Origin of the sequence: Streptomyces lincolnensis (assembly GCF_001685355.1) — a bacterium.
In the GTDB taxonomy this organism is placed as follows: Bacteria; Actinomycetota; Actinomycetes; order Streptomycetales; family Streptomycetaceae; genus Streptomyces; species Streptomyces lincolnensis.
In genome coordinates, this window is record NZ_CP016438.1 from 9,444,091 (window position 1) to 9,460,775 (window position 16,685).

Consider the following 16,685-nt stretch of genomic DNA (forward strand, 5'->3'; position numbering starts at 1 on the left):
CCCCTTTCCTGGTCGGCCCCCGCGCGGTCCCTGCCCGGGGACCGCCGTCGAAGGACCGTGACGGCGAGGGCCGAGTACCCGGGGCGCCGGAATCGACACGAGCACGACGGGCCGGTGCTGAGCCATCTCTCGGGCCGGCGTGGGCGGACCCGGACCGCAGACGGCCGTTCTGTACCGGCTCGGTGGCGACCTACAGGTCGTATCCCGGCGTCCCGCGTGCGGAGGCGGCCGCGCCGTCGAGTCAGTCGTGCGGGACAATCTTGTGTCCCCACTGCGGACCGACCAGTGCCCACTCCGTGCCCCAGCTGTCGATGCGCCGCCGGTTCAACCGCCACCGCGCCGCGCCGCCGATGCCGACCACCAGCCCCGACGACGCGAGGGCGGCGGAGGCCCCCAGCAGGGCCGATTCGACGGCAGCCTCCCCGCGGCTCGGCGGCTCGGTGGTCAGCTCACCCCGGGCGTCCGTCCAGACCGTCATCCTGGACCCCGCTGCCCTCCCCGCCTTCACCAACGTCTTCCCGGTGCGGGTGGAACCGTCCCGGGCGGTCCAACGGACCTTCGCCACTGAGCGGTAGCTGTTCGACGCCGCCTGGGGAGTGCCGGTGAGGAGGACGGCGCGTACGGCGGTCCGCTCGGCGCGCTGCTGCGCGAAGACACCGTCGGCGGCCCGGCCTGTCACCGCTCCGCAGAGTGTGCCGCCCACAATGATCAGAGCCCAGACGGCCGTCACGAGCCAGGCATCCAGCACGTCGTCGCGTCGGCGCAGCGGGTTGCTCCGCCACCGCCAGAACCACTGTTCGGTCCTCCGGGCACCACGCATCGGTCGGCTCCTTCTCCTTGTCGTCGCTCTCATGAAGGTGGCACCGGGGAAAACCCCCGTGGCAGGGGCCGATCAGACGGCATCCCCGGGCCGATCGGGCCCCGACCTTCCACGGCCGAGGGACCATCGGCCCCTCACCACGGCACCGCCGAGCCGCCACCCTCGAAGGCACCAGTACCCCCGACGCCCGTACGAGAGGAGGCCACGATGCGCAACGCGCCACTTGACGCCGCCACACTGGAAGCCTGCATCTCGGCCGCCGTGGCAGCGCCCTCGTTCTTCAACACCCAGCCATGGCTCTACCGGCTGGACCCCGAGGCCGTCGCCTTCGAAGTGCGTGCCGTGCCGGAGCGGAGCCTGCGCCAGGCCGATCCCGTGGCACGCGCCCTGCACCTGTCTGTGGGCGCGTCCGTCTTCAACCTCCGGGTCGCGGTGGCCCACTTCGGCTGGTCGCCTGTCGTCCGACTGCTGCCCCGGCCCGAGGACGCGGGCCTCCTCGCCACCGTTCGGCTCACGGGTGTCCGTACTGGGCCCACCGGAGGGCACCGCGCCGATCTCTACCCCGCGATCTGGCACCGCCACAGCAGCCGCTTCCCCTTCTCGGAGAATCCGCTGCCGTCGCATGTCCTCGTGGAACTCGCCGAAGCGGCCCACGCGGAAGGCGCTTCGCTCGTCCTTCCCGAGTCGGCCGAAACCACCTTCATCTGCTGCGACTGACCGCCGAGGCCGAGCGGCGCAGTCGCGCCGACCCAGGCCGCGGCCTGGAAAGCCGTCGCTGGGTGCACAAGGATGTGAACGATCCCGCCGACATCGGTCTCCCGCAGTCGGTACTCGGTCCGCAGGACGCGCGTGAACACCTCCCCATGCGTGACTTCACCGCGCAACGCCATCCGGAACGGCTGGTCGCGCAGGACTTCGAGACCAGCCCGGTCATCGCCCTGCTGACGACCACACACGACCGCCGCACCGATTGGCTGCGGGGCGGGGAGGCACTCGAGCACATCCTGCTGGTGGCCACGGCGCACGGGGTGCGAGCCTCCTTGATGCACCAGCCGATGGAATGGCCGGATCTGCGGCGCATGCTGAGCCCCGCCCCCGACCACACCGGACACGCGCAGATGCTGATCCGTCTCGGCTACGGCCCGGAGGGCCTCGCCACGCCACGACGTGCACCCGACGCGGTGTTCGAGGTGAGGCCGCCGAACCGATGACTGCGCCCTCGCACAGGTCATGACCGGCCCGGCAGCCAGCCCGGCCCGTGCCCCACGGCCCGCCCAGCCGTCCCGTTCCGCCAGGGGCCGCTCGCCGGTGGGAACGGGCCCCATGGCCCCTCTCCGTGCTCTCCTGCCCGGCCGACGATGAGACGCATACCGCGGCACCGGGTGAAGCACGGTGGCCATGTACTCCTACGACTGGCCTTCGCCCGAAGAGTCCTCGTGCGTGTCGAGTCCGAACTGATCACGGGCCGTGAGCTCGTCGAGAGAAGAGAAGAGCGACATGAACTCGCAGTACGTGGTCGTCGGAGTGGACGGCTCGACCGTGGCCGTGCGCGCCCTGGACCGGGCCGCGAAGGAAGCGGTACGGCGCGGCGCCACGTTGCGCGTCGTGTATGCCGTGCCCGACCGGGACGAGGCCGGGCCGATACTGGCGTCGTCCGCCGCACGGATACACGCCCAGCATCCCGGCCTGCCGGTCGTCACCCGGGCGTCCGAAGGCGGCGCGGCACGCGCGCTGCTGCGCGAGAGCGGGGGCACCGCGCTCACCGTGGTCGGCAACCGCGGGTTCGGAGCGTTCAGCGGTCTGCTCTTCGGCTCGGTGAGTCTGCGACTGGCCGCGAGCATCCGCGGCCCGCTGCTCGTCGTACGGGGCGATCACCGGTGCGACGACGGCCGAGAGGTGCTGCTGGGCCTGGAGAGCGACGCCGACGCGGACGCGGCGGTCTACGCCTTCCAGGAGGCCGAGCGGCGTGGTACCCGGCTGCGTGTCCTGCACTCCTGGACCCACCGGCGCATCGCGCCCGAACTACCCTCCCCGGTGCCCGCGACCAGTCCCGGACAGCGCGAACTCGCCCTGCGCGACGCGGCCGAGGAGGCCGTACCGCGCTTCACCATGGCCGAGCTGCACGACCGCTACCCCGAGGTCGCGATCGAGACCCGTACGGTCCGCACCGGCCCCGCCCACGCGCTGCTCGAAGCCACCGGTGAGGCCGGACTCGTGGTCATCGGCGTCCACCGCCACAGTGACCGGTTGCGTCCACGCCTGGGCCCGGTCGCCCTCACCCTCCTGCACCGTTCCCACTGCCCGGTGGCCGTGGTGCCCACAGGATGACCGGAACGACCGGCCCACAGGGATGGCCCGGTCGGCCCTGTCGGGTCCCGGTGGGCGGGAGCAGGGTGGGGAGACGTACACCCTCGACTCCCGCCCCGGAAGGGAACCCGACATGTCCGCCGACCCACAGCAGGCGCCCACCGCACTGACGGACGACGAGCTGAGGACGCTGGATGCCCACTGGCGTGCCGCGAACTACCTGTCCGTCGGCCAGATCTACCTCATGGGGAACCCCCTGCTGACCGAGCCGCTGAGCCCGGAGCACGTCAAGCCGCGGCTGCTCGGCCACTGGGGTACCTCGCCCGGGCTGAACCTGGTGCACACCCACCTCAACCGTGTCATCAAGGCCCGTGGCCAGGACGCCCTGTGCATCTGGGGCCCTGGGCACGGCGGTCCCGCGGTGCTCGCCAACTCCTGGCTGGAGGGCAGCTACAGCGAGACGTATCCCGATGTCTCGCGGGACGCGGCCGGCATGGACAGGCTGTTCCGGCAGTTCTCCTTCCCCGGCGGCGTGCCCAGCCACGTCGCCCCCGAGACACCCGGCTCCATCCACGAGGGCGGCGAACTCGGCTACTCGCTCGCGCATGCCTACGGGGCTGCCCTGGACAACCCCGACCTGCTGGTCGCCTGCGTGATCGGCGACGGCGAGGCGGAGACCGGGCCGCTGGCCGCCTCCTGGCACTCCAACAAGTTCCTCGACCCGGTCCACGACGGCGCCGTGTTGCCGATCCTGCACCTGAACGGCTACAAGATCGCCAATCCGACCGTACTGTCCCGCATTCCCGAGCACGAGCTCGACGAGCTGCTGAGGGGATACGGCCATTCCCCGATCCACGTCACCGGCGACGACCCGATGACCGTGCACCGGGCGATGGCCGCCGCGATGGACGACGCCCTGGACCGCATCGGCTTCCTCCAGCGCAGCGCGCGTGAGGACGGCGTCTCCGAGCGGTCGCACTGGCCGGTGATCGTGCTGCGTACCCCCAAGGGCTGGACCGGCCCCGCCGAGGTCGACGGACTGCCGGTGGAGGGCACGTGGCGCTCCCACCAGGTCCCGCTGTCCGCCGTACGCGACAACCCGGAGCACCTGCGGCAGCTGGAGGCCTGGCTGCGCTCCTACAAGCCCCGGGAACTCTTCGACGAGCACGGCCGCCCCCGTGAGCAGGTGCTGGCCTGCGTCCCCGAGGGCGCCCGCCGCCTGGGGTCCACCCCGCACGCCAACGGCGGGCTCCTGCTGCGCGAACTGCCGCTGCCCCCGCTGGATCGGTACGCCGTCCCCGTGGACAAACCCGGCGCGACCCTGCACGAGCCCACCCGGGTCCTCAGCGACCTGCTGGAACACGTCATGCACGCCACCCATGGGCGCCGTGATTTCCGGATCGTGGGTCCGGACGAGACCGCGTCCAACCGGCTCCAGGCCGTGTTCGACGCGAGCGGCAAAGCCTGGCAGGCACAGACGCTCCCGGTGGACGAACACCTGGACCGGCACGGCCGGGTGATGGAGATCCTCTCCGAACACACCTGCCAGGGCTGGCTGGAGGGCTATCTCCTGACCGGTCGGCACGGACTGTTCTCCTGCTACGAGGCCTTCGTCCACATCGTCGACTCGATGGTCAACCAGCACATCAAGTGGCTGCGCGTCACCCGCCGGCTGCCCTGGCGTGCCCCGATCGCCTCCCTCAACTACCTGCTCACCTCCCACGTGTGGCGCCAGGACCACAACGGCTTCTCCCACCAGGACCCCGGGTTCATCGACCACGTCCTCAACAAGAGCCCCGAGGTCGTCCGCGTCTACCTGCCGCCGGACGCCAACACCCTGCTGTCGGTGGCGGACCACGTGCTGCGCAGCCGCGACTACGTCAACGTCGTAGTCGCGGGCAAGCAGCCCTGCTTCGACTGGCTGTCCATGGAGCAGGCGAAGGTGCACTGTGCGCGGGGCGCCGGCATCTGGGACTGGGCCGGCACGGAGAACGGCGAGCGGGAGCCGGACGTGGTGCTCGCCTGCGCCGGCGACGTGCCCACCCAGGAGGTACTGGCCGCCGCCCAGCTGCTGCGCGTCCATCTGCCCGAGCTGTCCGTGCGGGTCGTCAACGTCGTCGACCTGGCCCGGCTGCTGCCCGCCGAGGAGCACCCGCACGGCATGCCCGACGCGGAGTACGACGCCCTGTTCACCCGTGACAAGCAGGTGATCTTCGCCTACCACGGGTACCCCTGGCTGATCCACCGCCTGGCCTACCGGCGCGCCGGTCACCACAACCTTCATGTGCGTGGCTACAAGGAGATCGGCACCACGACCACGCCGTTCGACATGATCGTCCGCAACGATCTCGACCGCTACCGCCTGGTCATGGACGTCATCGACCGTGTGCCCGGACTCGCGGTGCGCGCCGCCGTCCTGCGCCAGCGGATGGAGGACACCCGGCTTCGTCACCACGCGTGGATCCGTGAGTACGGCACCGACCTGCCCGAGGTCGCCGACTGGACCTGGGACGGCTGAACGGGCCCGCCGACGGGGACGTTCGGCCCCACGGCGAGGGGCCGGCGGCCCCTGCGATCCGGCCGACGCGAGCGGGACATTGAAGAGGCGACGAGGGTCATGGAGACCCGCGAGCGTCACCCTTGGAGGGGATGAGCATCATGGCAGTCCACGACCACCCGCACCGCCAGTTGGGATTCCGGTTCCCGTCCCGGCGCAGGGCCGGTACGGCCACTGCCGAGACCTCGACGGCGGCGGCGACAGCTGCCCGGGCGCACGTCTTCGCCGGGCTGCGGCTGCTGACCGGATTCGTCTTCCTGTGGGCGTTCCTCGACAAGACCTTCGGGTTCGGCTACGCGACGCAGTCGGGCAAGGGCTGGATCGACGGCGGCTCGCCGACGAGGGGATTCCTCAGCGGCGTGGCCGCCGGACCGATGGAGTCCACGTTCCACGACTGGGCCGGAGCGGCCTGGGCGGACTGGCTGTTCATGCTCGGCCTGCTCGCCGTCGGTCTCGCCCTGATCGCGGGCATCGGACTGCGGCTCGCCGCGGTCGCCGGCACCGCGATGATGGCGCTGATGTGGATCGCGGAGTGGCCGCCGGCCAAGCACCTGTCGGACGGGTCGCCGAGCATGTCGACCAACCCGTTCGCCGAATACCACGTCGTCTACGCCGTGGTCCTGATCGCCCTCGCGGTCGCGGGCGCCGGTGCCACCTGGGGTCTCGGCAGGGCCTGGGCACGGCTGCCCCTCGTCAGCCGCAACCGCTGGCTGCTGTGACCCGCGTGCTCGTCGGACCGGGGCACCTCCGCTCTTCGGCGGAGGTGCCCCGGTCGTTCGTGCGCGGCCGCCGGGGAGCGGCGCTCGGGCCGACGGGGCCCATCGGCCCACAGACGGGGACGGATGGCGTGTCCGGACTGCGCCGACAGGCCCTCCTCTCGGGCATCACGAGCGACGAGCATCGAAAGCGCAGAAGTTCAGGTGCGGAGCGAGGGAGAGAGCGGCGATGACGGCAACGGTGGCAGCGGAGATCCGGACGGCCGACGCGTGGCGAGGCTTCGCCGGAACGCACTGGCGGGACCACGTCGACGTGCGCGATTTCATCCAGAGCAACTACACACCGTACGAGGGCGACTCCACGTTCCTGGCCGGGCCGACCGAGCGCACACTCGCCGTCTGGGGCAAGGTGGCGGGGCAGTTCCCGGAGGAGCGGCGCCGGGGCGTCCTCGACGTCGACCCGGGCACCCCGTCCACCATCACCTCGCACCGGCCGGGCTACATCGACCGCGACCGCGAACTGATCGTCGGCCTGCAGACCGACGCCCCGCTCCGGCGGGCGATCATGCCGAACGGTGGGCTGCGGACGGTCGAGAACAGTCTCAAGGCATACGGCTACGAGGCCGACCCGTTCGTCACCCGTGTCTTCAGCACCTACCGCAAGACCCACAACGACGGTGTCTTCGACGCCTACACCCCCGAGATGCGCGCCGCACGCAAGGCAGGCATCATCACCGGCCTGCCGGACGCCTACGGCCGTGGCCGGATCATCGGCGACTACCGGCGCGTGGCGCTGTACGGAACGGCCCGCCTGGTCGAGGCCAAGGAAACCGAACGCGCCCTGCTCGACGCCCGTCCCTCCGACCCGGACGTCATCCGCGACCGTGAGGAACTCGCCGAACAGATACGCGCGCTCGGTGAACTCGCGCGGATGGCGGCCTCGTACGGCTGCGATGTCACCCGGCCGGCCGTCACCGCGCACGAGGCGGTGCAATGGCTGTACCTGGGCTTCCTGTCCGCGGTGAAGGAGCAGAACGGCGCCGCGATGTCGCTGGGCCGCACCTCCACCTTCCTGGACGTCTACCTCCAGCGTGACCTGGACGAGGGCGTCCTCGACGAGAGCCGTGCCCAGGAGCTGATCGACGACTTCGTGATCAAGCTGCGGATCGTCCGGTTCCTGCGTACGCCCGAGTACGACGCGCTGTTCTCCGGCGACCCCACCTGGGTCACCGAGTCCATCGGCGGCATCGGCACCGACGGCCGTCCGCTGGTCACCCGTACGTCGTTCCGCTTCCTGCAGACCCTGTACAACCTCGGCCCGGCTCCCGAGCCCAACCTGACCGTCCTGTGGTCGTCGCGGCTGCCCACCGGCTTCAAGCAGTTCTGCGCGCAGCTCTCCATCGACACCAGCGCGATCCAGTACGAGTCCGACGACCTGATGCGCCCGCGCACCGGCGACGACACCGCCATCGCCTGCTGCGTCTCCGCGATGGCCGTGGGCAAGCAGATGCAGTTCTTCGGCGCCCGCGTCAACCTCGCCAAGGCGCTGCTGTACGCCGTCAACGGCGGCCGGGACGAGATGACCGGCGAGCAGATCGCACCCGCGATGCCCGCGCTGACCGGTGAGTACCTCGACTACGAAGAGCTGTCGGCGGCGTACGACCGCATGCTGGACTGGCTGGCCGAGACGTACGTCAACACGCTCAACGTCATCCACTACATGCACGACAAGTACGCCTACGAGCGCATCGAGATGGCCCTGCACGACCACCCGGTGCACCGCTTCATGGCCTGCGGCGTCGCGGGGCTGTCGGTCGCCGCGGACAGCCTGTCCGCCGTGAAGTACGCGCGGGTCAAGGTGTTCCGCGACAGCGCCGGGCTGGCGGTGGACTTCCGGACCGAGGGAGGGTTCCCGGCGTACGGCAACAACGACGACCGCGCCGACACCATCGCCGTGGACCTGGTGAAGACGTTCATGGCCAAGGTGCGCAAGCACCCCACCTACCGGGACGCCGAACACACGCAGTCGGTCCTGACGATCACCTCCAACGTCGTCTACGGCAGGCACACCGGCAACACCCCCGACGGCCGGCGTGCCGGAGAGCCCTTCGCTCCCGGCGGCAATCCCATGAACGGCCGCGACCGCCACGGGGTCGCCGCCTCCGCGCTCTCGGTGGCCAAGCTGCCGTACGAACACGCGCGGGACGGTATCTCGCTGACCACGACCATCACGCCCGAGGGGCTGGGACACGACCCCGACGAGCGGGCGGGCAACCTGGTCGGCATCCTCGACGCGTACACGGTCTCCGGCGGGTTCCACATGAACGTCAACGTGCTGGACCGGGCCACACTGGAGGACGCGATGGAGCACCCGGAGAAGTATCCGGAGCTGACGATCCGGGTCTCCGGATACGCCGTCAACTTCGTCCGTCTGACCCGCGAGCAGCAGCTCGACGTGATCAGCCGCACCTTCCACGGATCGCTGTGAACACCGTCGTCGAGCCGGTGACGGGCCGCGTCCACTCCTGGGACCTGTCCACGGGAGTGGACGGCCCCGGGACCCGGTTCGTGCTGTTCCTCAGCGGTTGCCCACTGCGCTGCCTGTACTGCGCCAACCCCGACACCTGGCACATGCGCGACGGCAAGCACACCACCGTCGACGAGGTGATGACCGAGATCGACAAGTACCGGTCCTTCCTCACGACCGCCGGCGGAGGAGTGACCCTCACCGGCGGCGAGGCGCTGCTGCAGCCCGCGTTCACGGCAGCGATCTTCCGCCGGTGCAGGGAACTCGGTCTGCACACCGCCCTGGACACCTCCGGCTTCCTCGGCGCTCGGGCGACCGACGAACTGCTCGCCGACACCGACCTGGTCCTGCTGGACATCAAATCCTTCGACGTCGCCGCCTACCGGAAACTGACCGGTGGTGAACTCTCCCCGACCCTGAATTTCGCCACCCGCCTCGACCGGCTCGGCGTCCCGGTGTGGATCAGGTACGTCCTGGTGCCCGGCTGGACGGACGATCCGGCGGCCATCGACGGTCTCGGCACGTTCCTGTCCGGTCTGTCCAACGTCGACCGGGTGGACGTCCTGCCGTTCCACAAGCTCGGCGCCCACAAGTACGACGCGCTCGGCATCCCCTTCCCGCTGCGCGACACGCCCGTGCCGGATCCCGACCTCACGGAGCGGGTGCGCGAGCAGTTCCGGGGGCACGGGCTGCGGGCGCTCTGAGCGCCTCCCAGGCAGTCGGCAGGCATCGGTATCAGTAGAGAGACGGCGGCCACGTACAGGCCCCGGCGACGACGACGCCGATGTCGAGCAGCACGCCGACGCCGAGCCACGGGTCGAACCAGATCGCCTTCAGAGCAAGCCCGCTCGCGGCCGCGACGACAGCCGCCGTGGGCCACCAGGCGCTGCCGGCGAGCACCCCGGCACCGGCGAGGGAATAGACGACGGCCGTGTACCAGGCGATGACCAACGCCCAGGCCCTGGTCTGCGCGAGGGAGACATGACCGGCCGCCAGGACCCAGGAGTGCCCGGGAACGAACGGGGCCGCCCTGTCCGGCTGCTGCGGCGCCGCCCACACGCCGGCGTGCAGCAGTCCGTGCAGGATCAGGAACGCCCCGGCGAGGAAGGCGGTCATGGACGCACCTCCGGATCGCCGGGTTCGGTGCCGCCCATGTCGAGCCGGAAGGGCGGGTAGGCATCGGTCATCAGCGCGGCGTAGGCGGCGACCCGCAGGACCCACCGGTTCAGACCCAGGATCAGGTCGAACAGGCTCCTGGGGTACTTCTGCGTGAAGGCCAGGGCCACGGCGGCGATCACCGCCAGCGCGTGCTCGGGCTGGGCGATGTCCAGCCGGGCGGGGTATCCGGGTTCCTCGCCCAGGCTGAAGGGCGGGTAGCGGTCGGTGGTCAGGGCGCCGTACGAGTAATAGGCGACCCGCCAACTCCAGCGCAGCACCCCGAGGTTGAAGTCGAACAGTGCGCGGGGACAGCGCCCGGTGACCAGGCCGGGCCCAGAACCAGCGTCGCCCCGATCGGGCCCTGGAGGGAGGGCCGACCGGGGGTGACGCGCAGGCCGTCGGTCCCGCATGTCGACGGGCTACTCGCCGGATACGTCTGTCGGCTCGTGGTAGGCCGCCCGCATGATCTCCTGCATGTCGTCGAGCATCGGCATCCGCGGGTTGGCCGGCGCGCACTGGTCCTCGTAGGCGTTGAGGGCCTGCTGGGGCAGGGCGTCGAGGAAGGCGTGCTCGTCGACGCCGAGAGCCTGGAACGACGGCTCGATGCCCACGGCGTCGCGCAGCCGTTCCACCGCGGAGGCCAGCGACGCCACACCCTCGGCCGGGGTGGCGGCGGGCAGGCCCAGGGTGCGGGCGATGTCCTGGAAGCGCTCGGGAGCGCGGTAGTCCTCGTACTTCGGCCAGCCCGTCAGCTTGGTCGGGACGCAGCCGTTGTAGCGGATGACGTGCGGCAACAGGACGGCGTTGGTGCGGCCGTGCGCGATGTGGAAGGTGGCGCCCAGCGTGTGGGACATGGCGTGGACGATGCCGAGGAAGGCGTTGCCGAAGGCCATGCCCGCGATGGTGCCGGCGTTGTGCATCTTCTCCCGTGCCTCCGGGGCACCGTCGTTCACCGCCACCTCGATGTGGTCGAAGACGAGCCGGATCGCGTGCAGGGCGAGACCGTCGGTGAAGTCGTTGGCGTAGACGGACACATACGCCTCGATGGCGTGGGTGAGCGCGTCGAAGCCGCTGTCGGCGGCCAGCGTCGCGGGCAGCCCCGTGGTCAGCAACGGGTCGATGATGGCCACGCTCGGGGTGAGCGCGTAGTCGGCCAGCGGGTACTTCTTTCCGGTGGCGGGGTCGGAGATGACCGCGAAAGGCGTCACCTCGGCGCCGGTTCCGGAGGTGGTGGGCACGCACACCAGGCGGGCCCGCGCACCGAGGGTCGGGAAGCGGAAGGCACGCTTGCGGATGTCGGAGAACTTCTGCCGCATGTCGGCGAAGTCCAGGTCCTTGCCGGAGGCCTGCTGCTCGTACAGCAGCCACATCACCTTGGCCGCGTCCATCGGTGAGCCGCCGCCCAGGGCGATGATCGTGTCCGGGCGGAAGTCCCCCATGAGGCGGGCGCCCCGCCGCACCGAGTCGATGCTCGGCTCGGGCTCGACGTTGTCGATGACCTGCACGGTCACCGGCTCGCGGCGCCGCTGCAGGACGCGCGAGACGCGGTCGACGAAGCCGAGCCTGGTCATGGTCGCGTCCGTGACGATCGTGACGCGGTGGACGTCCGGCATGGACGCCAGGTAGCGGATGGACCCCGGCTCGAAGTAGATCTTCGGCGGGACCTTGAACCACTGGAGGTTGTTGCGGCGGGTGCTCACCCGCTTGATGTTGAGCAGTTGGACGGCGGAGACGTTGTTGGACACCGAGGTGCTGCCCCAGGAGCCGCAGCCCAGTGTCAGCGACGGCAGCAGGCCGTTGTAGATGCCGCCGATCGCGCCCTGCGAGGAGGGAGCGTTGACGATGATCCGCACGGTCTTCATACGCCGGCCGTACGCCTCGGCCAGCGCGCGGTCCTCGGTGTGTACGACGGCGCTGTGGCCCTGGCCGTGGAAGGCCACCATGTCGGCGGCCAGGTCGAAGCCCTGCTGCTCGGAGTCGGCGCGCAGCACGGCGAGGACCGGGCAGAGCTTCTCGCGGGTCAGTGGCTCGGCCGGACCGACGCGTTCGGCCTCGACCAGGATGAGGGAGGTGTTGGCGGGCACGGTGAAGCCGGCCTGCTCGGCGATCCACGCGGGGCTCTGTCCGACGGCCGCGGAGTTGACCTTGGGCTCGCAGCCCTTCCCCGTCCGGTCGGCGGGGAAGAGGAAGGCTTCCAGCTTCGCCTTCTCCTCGGCGGTGGCCAGGTGGGCGTGGAGCGTACGGAACTCGGTCAGGGCGGCGTCGTAGATCTCGGTGTCCAGGATGACGGCCTGCTCCGAGGCGCAGATCATGCCGTTGTCGAACGACTTGGACAGCACCAGGTCGTTGACGGCCCGGCGTAGCCTGGCGCTTTTGTGCACGTAGGCCGGGACGTTGCCGGCGCCCACGCCCAGAGCGGGCTTGCCCGCCGAGTATGCGGCCTTGACCATGGCGTTGCCGCCGGTCGCGAGGATCAGGGAGACGCCCGAGTGGCGCATGAGCGTGCCGGTGGCCTCGACGGACGGGGTCTCGATCCACTGGACACAGTGCTCCGGCGCACCCGCGGCGACGGCCGCGTCGCGCACGATCCGGGCGGCCTCGGCGCTGCAGCGCTGGGCGGAGGGATGGAAGGCGAACACGACGGGATTGCGGGTCTTCAGCGCCATCAGCGCCTTGAAGATGGTGGTGGACGTCGGGTTGGTGACCGGCGTGACGGCACACACGACACCGACCGGTTCCGCCAACTCGACCATGTCCTCAATGTCGTCGCGGGCGACGACCCCGACCGTCTTCATGCGCCCCATGCTGTGCGTGACGTGCTCGCACGCGAACATGTTCTTGGCCGCCTTGTCCTCGAAGACACCCCGTCCGGTCTCCTCCACCGCGAGCCGCGCCAGGGTGGTGTGCTGGTCCAGGGCGGCGACCGAGGCCTTCTTGACGATGTGGTCGACCTGTTCCTGGTCGAGTTGTTCGTAGTCGGCCAGTGCCTTGAGCCCGTTCGTGACCAGTCGGTCCACGGTGACGGCGGTGTCCGACGGTGCCTCGGCGCGGCCGGCGGTCGCGGTGCGGTCGTCGTGGCGGGTCATGACGGTGCCTCCGTGGTCAATGGGGAGCCGCAGCGCCTGCGGCCCGCGAGAGCGGTGGGGTGAGAGTTCGACACCGCTCCACCAGCAGCGTCCCTCCGGGACCGCCCCGCCGCGCAGACCCCGCCGGTCCTCGAAGAGCCTCCGACCGGCCCCGGTCACCCGGGCCGAATGGCCCCAGCGGCATGTCGGAGGCGGAGGAGATGCCCGAGGGGATGCCGGCCAAGCGGCAGGCCGGCCGGTGGCCGGGAGAGGCGATCGGTGAACCCGTCCCGGACCAGTTCGGCGGCCGTGTCCAAGGCGCCGGTTTCCTCGCCGAGCACCCGCGTGTCGAGGCAGCGACGACGAACAGGGTGTGCTCCGAGGCCGGCCCGTGACGGGCCGCGCCCCTTCAGTGCCTTCGGCCTCGGCCCGCCCGTGACGGACGGGCCGAGAGGGACGATTCACGCACGGACTCACGCACGTGGCTCACGTGTGGGAGACGATCGCGACCGGGCAACGCACGTGGTGCATCACCGCGTGCGCGACCGGTCCCGTGTGGGGCCCGATCCGGGCGGGGCCGATCCTGCGGCCGACGGCCAGCAGACCGGCGTCCTGCGTGATGTCCAGCAGCTTCTGAGCCGCGTTCCCCTCCTCGACGAGCTCCTGGACCTCGACCATGGGGTACTTCTCCCGCCACGGTGTGAGGACTGCGGCCAGTGTCCGCTCGGCGGCCCGCCCGAGGTCTCTGCGCGCCTTGGCCTCCAGTGCGGTGGGCACGTACGGCGGCCGCCAGGCGTACACCACCCGCAGCGGTGCGGCACGCAGCCTCGCGCTCTCGAACGCGAACGCGAGCAGTTCCTCGAACCCGTGCGCCGGGTCGATGCCGACCACGACGTCGCGGTACGGCGTGTGCGCCGACTTGCGGCCCTCCTCGTCCGGCAGATGCTCGTCCTCGATGGTCTGGTCGGCGCGGACGAGGATCACGGGCCGCGTTACATGGGCGACCGTGGCCAGGGCTACGGAACCGGCCATGAACCCGCCGAAGCCGCTGAAAGCACGGCTGCCCAGGACCAGCATCTCGGAGTCGTCACCCGCCGCGACGAGCGCGTCGGCCGCGGGACGGGAGATCTGATCCGCGCTCAGATAGAGCTGCGGGTAGCGTTCGCTGATCCGGTCCATGGCGCCGCGAAGGATCCGCCGGGCCCAGTGGCGTGGCGCCTCCAGCTCGGGCAGTTCGGACTCGGTGGGCGAGGTACCGCCCTGCCATGCGTGGACGAGGCGAAGCGGCAGGCCGCGTCTCAGGGCTTCCCGGGCCGCCCAGTCGGCGGCCGCGAGACTCTCGCGCGAGCCGTCCAGTCCTACGACGATTGGGCTGAGCACGGCCAACACCTCCCCGGATCAGTGCCCGCACGTCTCTGTGCGGGTTCCTCCAGTACCAGCATCCCCGCGCGGACACCGGGCCGGGCAGGGTCCGGGCGGGCCACGCGGCGGGGCCGAACGGCCCTTTGTCACAGGTCAGCGCGGTTCCATGGCACAGGCACGCTGAGGTGCCGCACGCCGTACGCCGGTGCCGGTGTGGATCCGGGCGGCGGTCGCCACCCTGGCGAGGAGCAACAGGCCCAGGGGCGGACGAGAACTCAAGTCCGACAGGCTGAGGTTCGCCGCCAAGGGCCCCGACGACCCGCCCGTACGCGGTCTACCGCCGGCGTGCCGTGGCCACGTCGATGAGCGGGGTGCCGACCGCGCGGAGACCGCGGCAGCGGGACTGGCGTGCGGGTGGCCGGGGCGGATGGCGGCCTCACAGACCGGACCCGATGGCCGCGGTGACGCCGAGCGTCGCCATGGCCCCGGGGAGGGATCACTCGGCCCATGTCCGGGACCGGATTCTGACCGGCGGGGCACGCCGCGGTCACCCGCTCCACAGTGGAGAGGGGAAGGACCCCACCCGCTTCTCGCGGATCCTGATCGCGCGGTGCGCGGTGCGCGGCGCCGCGGGCCGCTTCTCCGCGAATGGAGAAGGACGTCATGACGGCGTACGGTCCCGGCCTCGCGCGGTCCGGCTCCAGACCCGCGCTCCCCACCTCCCTGGGCGGCGTGGGAACGGCCACCGGGAGAAAGCTCCTCGTCGAGAGCGACCACGCCCGCGTCCTGATGGACTGCGGACTCATCCAGGGCCTTGCCGGCCTGCGCCGCCGGAGAGCACGTTCTCGTCCGGTGACAGGCGGGGAGAGCAGGCCGAGCGGGCTCCGGCAGCGGCGTCCCAGGCCGTCGTCCGGGCCGTTCGGCTCACGCGCGGCGGCCCGGAACGGAGTTCGATGGCAGGGAGAAGGACGTGCTGCGGAGGGGAGTGGGGACAGTGGCCACGAGTCCGGCACCGGAGGTCTGGGAGCGGTTCGCCTGGTTGTTGCTGGCGGCCACCGGCGTGACGTTCCTGCTCACGCTCGTCCGCGACGCACTGGCTCTGAGAGGGGCGCGTCGATGCGCGCGCGGGTTCGCGCGCACGACGCCCGTGCGGACGCCGCCGGCGGGTGACCGGTGCAGGGCCGAAGGTCCCCGGCAGAGGCCGAACAGCCCCTGCGGTCCGCCGGTGGCCGGTGCCACAGTGGAGAAGGCGCCTCCCGTCGTACGACGGTGAGGTTCACGAGAGGCGGTGGGACGATGGAGCTGCCCCTGGTCGTGGGGGTCGACGGATCGCCGGCGAGTGACCTCGCGGTCGACTGGGCGGTACACGAGGCAGCCCGGCACGGTGTGCCGCTGCGGCTGGTGTACGCCTCCCTGTGGGAACGCTACGAGGGCGCCCTGCCCGCCGATGACGACGGACCCCCCTCCGGGCGGACGGCGGCCGAGAACATTCTCACCGCCGCGACGGAGCGCGCTCGGCGGCGCGACCCCGATGTGAAGGTCTCCGCGGAGGTGGTGCCCGAGGAGGCGGTGCCCGCGCTCCTGCGCGAGGGCAACAACGCCTTCGCCCTGGTGACCGGCTCCCGCGGCCGCGGTGATCTGACGGGCCTGCTCCTGGGTTCTGTGTCCCTGGCCCTGGCGGGCCGCGCGCACTGCCCGGTGGTCGTGGTCCGGGGTGACAAGGCCGATCCGGCCGGCCCTCATGAGCGGATCCTGCTCGGTGTGGACGACCCGGCGAGCGCGGGCGAGGCGGTGCGGTTCGCGTTCCGCGAGGCCGAGGCACGCGGATGCGTCCTCGACGCCGTACGCGCTTGGCGCCGGCCCGCGCACGGGACGCCGGAGCACCTGCTCATGGCCGGGGAGCCGGCGCACCACCTCCGGGACCGGGCCTCCGCCCTGCTCGACACGGCGTTGCGTGACGCGGAGGCGGACCACCCCACGGTCCGGGTGCGCCGCGCCACCGTCGAGGGACCGGCGCACAAGGTCCTGTGGCACCGGTCGGCCGCGGCGGACCTCCTGGTCATCGGGGCCCGGCGCAGGACCGGCCACTTCGGCCTCCAGCTCGGCCGCGTGGGACACGCGCTGCTGCACCACGCGGCCTGCCCGGTCGTCGTCGTACCGGAACGGGTGTGAC

Annotated in this window: 14 protein-coding genes and 1 pseudogene; 9 read left to right on the plus strand and 6 right to left on the minus strand. The window is 71.2% G+C overall.

Annotated elements, in window-relative coordinates; genetic code table 11:
- Positions 1-241: 241 nt before the first annotated feature.
- Positions 242-820 (minus strand): Rv1733c family protein, encoded by a 579-nt coding sequence (locus SLINC_RS41710; RefSeq protein ID WP_107406750.1) that lies wholly within the window; start codon positions 818-820, stop codon positions 242-244.
- Between the two features lie 207 nt (positions 821-1,027).
- Here SLINC_RS41710 and SLINC_RS50305 point away from each other — a divergent pair, with 207 nt between their 5' ends.
- The 7 genes from SLINC_RS50305 to pflA all read left to right on the plus strand — a co-directional run bounded on the left by SLINC_RS50305 (position 1,028) and on the right by pflA (position 9,631).
- On the plus strand, positions 1,028-1,537 hold the full coding sequence (locus tag SLINC_RS50305; protein WP_310736514.1) for a nitroreductase family protein: 510 nt from the start codon (positions 1,028-1,030) through the stop codon (positions 1,535-1,537).
- A gap of 74 nt (positions 1,538-1,611) precedes the next feature.
- Complete coding sequence (locus tag SLINC_RS50310; RefSeq protein ID WP_310736515.1) at positions 1,612-2,031, plus strand: hypothetical protein; 420 nt, start codon at positions 1,612-1,614, stop codon at positions 2,029-2,031.
- A 286-nt stretch (positions 2,032-2,317) separates the two neighbouring features.
- Positions 2,318-3,148 (plus strand): universal stress protein, encoded by an 831-nt coding sequence (locus SLINC_RS41720; protein ID WP_182449268.1) that lies wholly within the window; start codon positions 2,318-2,320, stop codon positions 3,146-3,148.
- 112 nt (positions 3,149-3,260) lie between these two features.
- Positions 3,261-5,645: a phosphoketolase family protein gene (locus SLINC_RS41725; RefSeq protein WP_067446356.1), complete on the plus strand. Its 2,385-nt coding sequence runs from the start codon at positions 3,261-3,263 to the stop codon at positions 5,643-5,645.
- Between the two features lie 140 nt (positions 5,646-5,785).
- Complete coding sequence (locus SLINC_RS41730; RefSeq protein WP_067446359.1) at positions 5,786-6,403, plus strand: DoxX family membrane protein; 618 nt, start codon at positions 5,786-5,788, stop codon at positions 6,401-6,403.
- 226 nt (positions 6,404-6,629) lie between these two features.
- The gene (gene pflB / locus SLINC_RS41735) at positions 6,630-8,888 is read left to right on the plus strand and encodes a formate C-acetyltransferase (protein WP_067443620.1); all 2,259 of its coding nucleotides are present in this window, start codon (positions 6,630-6,632) and stop codon (positions 8,886-8,888) included.
- On the plus strand, positions 8,885-9,631 hold the full coding sequence (gene pflA, locus SLINC_RS41740; protein WP_182449269.1) for a pyruvate formate-lyase-activating protein: 747 nt from the start codon (positions 8,885-8,887) through the stop codon (positions 9,629-9,631). The genes pflB and pflA overlap by 4 nt, the downstream gene beginning before the upstream one ends.
- A gap of 31 nt (positions 9,632-9,662) precedes the next feature.
- Here the strand turns inward: pflA and SLINC_RS41745 are convergent, their stop codons facing one another.
- The 3 genes and pseudogenes from SLINC_RS41745 to adhE form a co-directional block, all read right to left on the minus strand.
- Entirely contained in the window at positions 9,663-10,043 is a 381-nt protein-coding gene (locus SLINC_RS41745) for a hypothetical protein (protein ID WP_067443621.1), read from the minus strand.
- Positions 10,040-10,411: pseudogene (locus tag SLINC_RS41750) on the minus strand (DUF4389 domain-containing protein); the annotation flags it as partial. The pseudogene SLINC_RS41750 and the gene SLINC_RS41745, both read right to left, overlap by 4 nt.
- Before the next feature lie 93 nt (positions 10,412-10,504).
- On the minus strand, positions 10,505-13,171 hold the full coding sequence (gene adhE, locus SLINC_RS41755; RefSeq protein ID WP_067443623.1) for a bifunctional acetaldehyde-CoA/alcohol dehydrogenase: 2,667 nt from the start codon (positions 13,169-13,171) through the stop codon (positions 10,505-10,507).
- A gap of 182 nt (positions 13,172-13,353) precedes the next feature.
- Between adhE and SLINC_RS41760 the strand changes: the two genes are divergently transcribed.
- Positions 13,354-13,545 carry a hypothetical protein gene (locus SLINC_RS41760; protein WP_067443624.1) on the plus strand — a complete coding sequence of 64 codons (192 nt, stop codon included), beginning with the start codon at positions 13,354-13,356 and terminating at the stop codon, positions 13,543-13,545.
- Positions 13,546-13,636: 91 nt separating this feature from the next.
- On the opposite strand, the gene SLINC_RS41765 is transcribed toward SLINC_RS41760, so the two are convergent.
- Both SLINC_RS41765 and SLINC_RS50110 read right to left on the minus strand, forming a co-directional pair.
- Entirely contained in the window at positions 13,637-14,530 is an 894-nt protein-coding gene (locus SLINC_RS41765) for a universal stress protein (protein WP_067443625.1), read from the minus strand.
- A gap of 135 nt (positions 14,531-14,665) precedes the next feature.
- Positions 14,666-14,791, minus strand: coding sequence for a hypothetical protein (locus SLINC_RS50110; RefSeq protein ID WP_257785194.1), 126 nt, complete (start codon positions 14,789-14,791; stop codon positions 14,666-14,668).
- A 1,017-nt stretch (positions 14,792-15,808) separates the two neighbouring features.
- Here SLINC_RS50110 and SLINC_RS41770 point away from each other — a divergent pair.
- Positions 15,809-16,684 (plus strand): universal stress protein, encoded by an 876-nt coding sequence (locus SLINC_RS41770; protein WP_067443626.1) that lies wholly within the window; start codon positions 15,809-15,811, stop codon positions 16,682-16,684.
- Position 16,685: the final 1 nt, after the last annotated feature.